General features: G+C 53.7%; 3 protein-coding genes and 1 tRNA gene. All 4 read left to right on the forward strand.

The genetic code is table 11. From position 1 onward, the window contains the following. Nucleotides 1-37 precede the first annotated feature (37 nt). A tRNA-Ser gene (locus AB7F49_RS39130) sits at nt 38-127 on the forward strand. A gap of 25 nt (nt 128-152) precedes the next feature. Next, nucleotides 153-296 carry a hypothetical protein gene (locus AB7F49_RS39135; protein WP_428533354.1) on the forward strand — a complete coding sequence of 48 codons (144 nt, stop codon included), beginning with the start codon at nt 153-155 and terminating at the stop codon, nt 294-296. 283 nt (nt 297-579) lie between these two features. Then, the gene (locus AB7F49_RS39140; RefSeq protein ID WP_428533357.1) at nt 580-2,484 is read left to right on the forward strand and encodes an HAD hydrolase family protein; all 1,905 of its coding nucleotides are present in this window, start codon (nt 580-582) and stop codon (nt 2,482-2,484) included. Between the two features lie 10 nt (nt 2,485-2,494). Then, on the forward strand, nt 2,495-3,157 hold the full coding sequence (locus tag AB7F49_RS39145; RefSeq protein WP_428533360.1) for a hypothetical protein: 663 nt from the start codon (nt 2,495-2,497) through the stop codon (nt 3,155-3,157). The last annotated feature ends 54 nt before the right edge of the window (nt 3,158-3,211 follow it).

Raw genomic sequence — 3,211 nt, forward strand, 5'->3', positions numbered from 1 at the left:
GAACGAGGCGGTTTTTGGCCTTGCATGAGCCTCTTGCGGAGAGGTGCCGGAGTGGTCGATCGGGACGGTCTCGAAAACCGTTGTGCCTTCACGGGTACCGTGGGTTCGAATCCCACCCTCTCCGCCATAAATTATTGATATTGCAGAGAAAATTGGCAGACGATGCAAAAGTTGCCAAACAGCTTGAGTTATCCGACGCTTGCGGCTGGGCATTCTCCAAAAGCGATGCCGGAGAATGGAAAATAGGCGCACAATTGGTAATTGTGGGGCGGTTTTATCCGGCGACGATGGACTAGGTCCCCCGCCTATGGCCCTTGACTATCGATAAATATGCATCGAAAGAGTCCGAATGCGTGTCGAAGATGGTACCTTCAGGCAATTTGCTCTTATAAGCCCTTATCGGGACATCTGATAATGCTCTAGAATCAATGCTTTAAAATCTTTTTTGTTCCTGTTATGTTCTTATGATAGACTATTGTTTCTAGTCTTCTCGGGAGCTTTCTGCCGCCGTAACGTAATGCGCTCTACGAGCGCTTCGTAGAGCGAACTTTTATTTGCCGCGTCCGGTCGAGGCTCTAAGTGACTGATCGATATTTGAAGGAGTTAGCCAATCTCCATGCGGTCTATGAAACTGCCAATCAGCTAGATTCTGTTCCGCTTAAAGCGGCGATTGAAAGTGCTGCGGCTCGCTCGGCGGTCATGCTTGGTTCGGGAGGGTCATTCTCGGTTGCCTCGTTCGCGGCTTACATCCACCAACTTAGAACCGCTCGTCTGGCATCGCCGTCAACGCCGCTCGACTACATGACGCTGCCACTCCGTGACGCCACCGTAATGTGTTTTACGGCTAGCGGACGCAACAAGGATATCTGCGCCGCGTTTGATGAAGCGGCACAGCGAGAAGCTAAGCCGTTAATTGGACTTGTCATGCGTGAGCACTCGCCGCTCCACGATTTGGCAGAGCGCTACAAGTATAGCCGTATTGTTTCCGCTTCATCGAAACTGTTCGAAGACGGATTTCTTGCTGTGGCGTCGTTGTTGGGCTCGGCGATATTGATTCTCAAAGCTTATCGTGCCCTGGTTGGCGATATCACGCCTCTTCCCACGACGCTCGACGAATTCATGCAATCACGCGTCAGTGTTTCGCTTAATCAGTTAATCAAACATACGCTGTCGGTCGTTGGGGCGGAGACGACCAGCGTTCTCTATTCCTCCTCTTTGAAGCCAGCCGCGATCGATATCGAGTCGCGTTTCGTTGAGGCAGCGCTCGGAAACATCCACGTAACTGATCTTCGCAATTTTGGCCACGGCCGGCATCATTGGTTCGCTAAGCGCCCGGATAAGACGGCAATTTTGGCGTTGATAGGCGACGATCAGGAAGTGTTGGCGAACCGAACGCTTGAACTCATTCCACACGATGTGCCTCAGGCTCGGATCGATTTCGTGGGTCCGCGAGACGAGCAAGCGCTTGCGGGCCTCATTGTCAGCCTTCATCTCGCTGCCGCCGCCGGTCAGGTCCGAAAGATTGATCCAGGCAAGCCCGGCGTACCGGAGTTCGGGCGCAAGCTTTATCACCTCGCCCCAGCACGACGGCGCAAGGCACGCCGCACCGAATTGACGGATATCGCGGTTTGGCGGAAAGAAATGGTGGGAGGCCTAAAGACTTCGACTCAAATTAATGAGTTGCGCGTACTTTGCGAGCGCGGGATTGAAAGAATCACTCAGTCCTGCTTTGCCGGTGTAGTGTTCGACTACGACGGCACGCTTTGCGAACCAGATGCACGATTTCAGCCCCTTTCGAAGGGTGTCGCGACCGGACTGAATAAGCTACTTGCCCATGGTGCGATCATAGGGATCGCGACGGGACGCGGTGGCTCGGCGGCTGAGCGAATTCAGGAAGTGATTGAGAAGTCTTATTGGAAAAACGTCCTGATCGGCTTTTACAATGGCGCAGTGGTGCAGAGCCTGATGGACGGACCGCCGACGCCGGGTAGGGCAACGCCGGACGTTCTTTGCGTTGAAGAAAAGCTCCGTACAGCGCAGCATTTTTCCGCATGCTCCTTCCGATCGAACAATTTTCAGATTGCTATATCGCTTCCGAGTTTGGAAGAGCCTTCGACCTCAGTCCGCATCGCCACATCGATTGTCGAACAATCAGGCGTCAAGGCGGCTATAACCTGTTCGAACCACTCAGTTGACATCGTCTTCAGTGGTGGCGGGAAGACAGCGGTGGTCGAGGCCATTCGCAAGCGAGTACAAGTGGACGACCGGGCGCCAGTGCTTCGCGTGGGAGACAAAGGCCGATGGCCCGGCAACGATTGCGAGCTTCTTGACGATGCCTTCGGACTAAGCGTCGATGAAGTGAGCGCCAGCACCGAATCTTGTTGGGGATTATCACCCCGGGGGGTTCTAGGTGTACAGGCCACACTTTATTATCTTGATAGAATTGATTGGCAGCATGGATCTGGCTCTATTCATTTGGAGTAGGATTTGAAAGATGAGGGATGAGCTCGCAGAAGCTCTCCTGGCCAAGGTCATGAACTGGTCGGATGAAGAAAAGGCTCGGGAACGCCCTATCCTTCAGGATTTTGCGCGCTATAAGTACGACGAGTATCAACAATACGCCCCCGGCCGCCGTTTCATCGAAAGTCTCGCGCTCTGGCTGCGGCAGTTTAGGTCCTTAGAGGAACGGCGTATCGCCTATGAGTTTTTTCGCTCGCGCCTCGTTTTTATTTCTACGGCGGAGATGCGCCATCTCGTTGAGCTTGCATTCCCTGTAGTGGTCCGGCCGAGTCTGATTGCCAAGGCAGCGGCAGTCTTAGGAGTAGACCCGCAGCGCTGCAAACATGTCGTATCCAGCACTGCTTATTCGCAGGTGCTTCGCCAAACGCTCTTTCTTGGCTTGAGCGATGGCGCTTGCACCGACGTCTTTCGCCGATCCCATCCCTTCGTGAGTAACGAGCAACTTTGGCATGCCTACGATATCTCGGATGAGAAAGCGGCCTCTATGGGTGCGAAGCTGAAGAAAGCGTTGACAGTTCAGCTCGGACGCGAGCCGAATGATGAAGAGTGCAAATTTCACACGATCTGCCTTCTCGACGATTTCACTGCTAGTGGAACCTCGTACATCCGGTTCGAGGATGGCAAATGGGATGGCTAGATTCCCAAGATCCTGCAAAAGCTGTGCGAGGACGACGCCGCGCTCAGCAAGATT

This window comes from Pseudorhodoplanes sp. (genome assembly GCF_050250235.1).
In the GTDB taxonomy this organism is placed as follows: Bacteria; Pseudomonadota; Alphaproteobacteria; order Rhizobiales; family Xanthobacteraceae; genus Pseudorhodoplanes.

What these genes read in the sequence shown, in the direction of transcription:
- AB7F49_RS39145 (WP_428533360.1), top strand. Translation starts at nt 2,495, where the DNA reads ATGAGGGATGAGCTCGCAGAAGCTCTCCTGGCCAAGGTCATGAACTGG.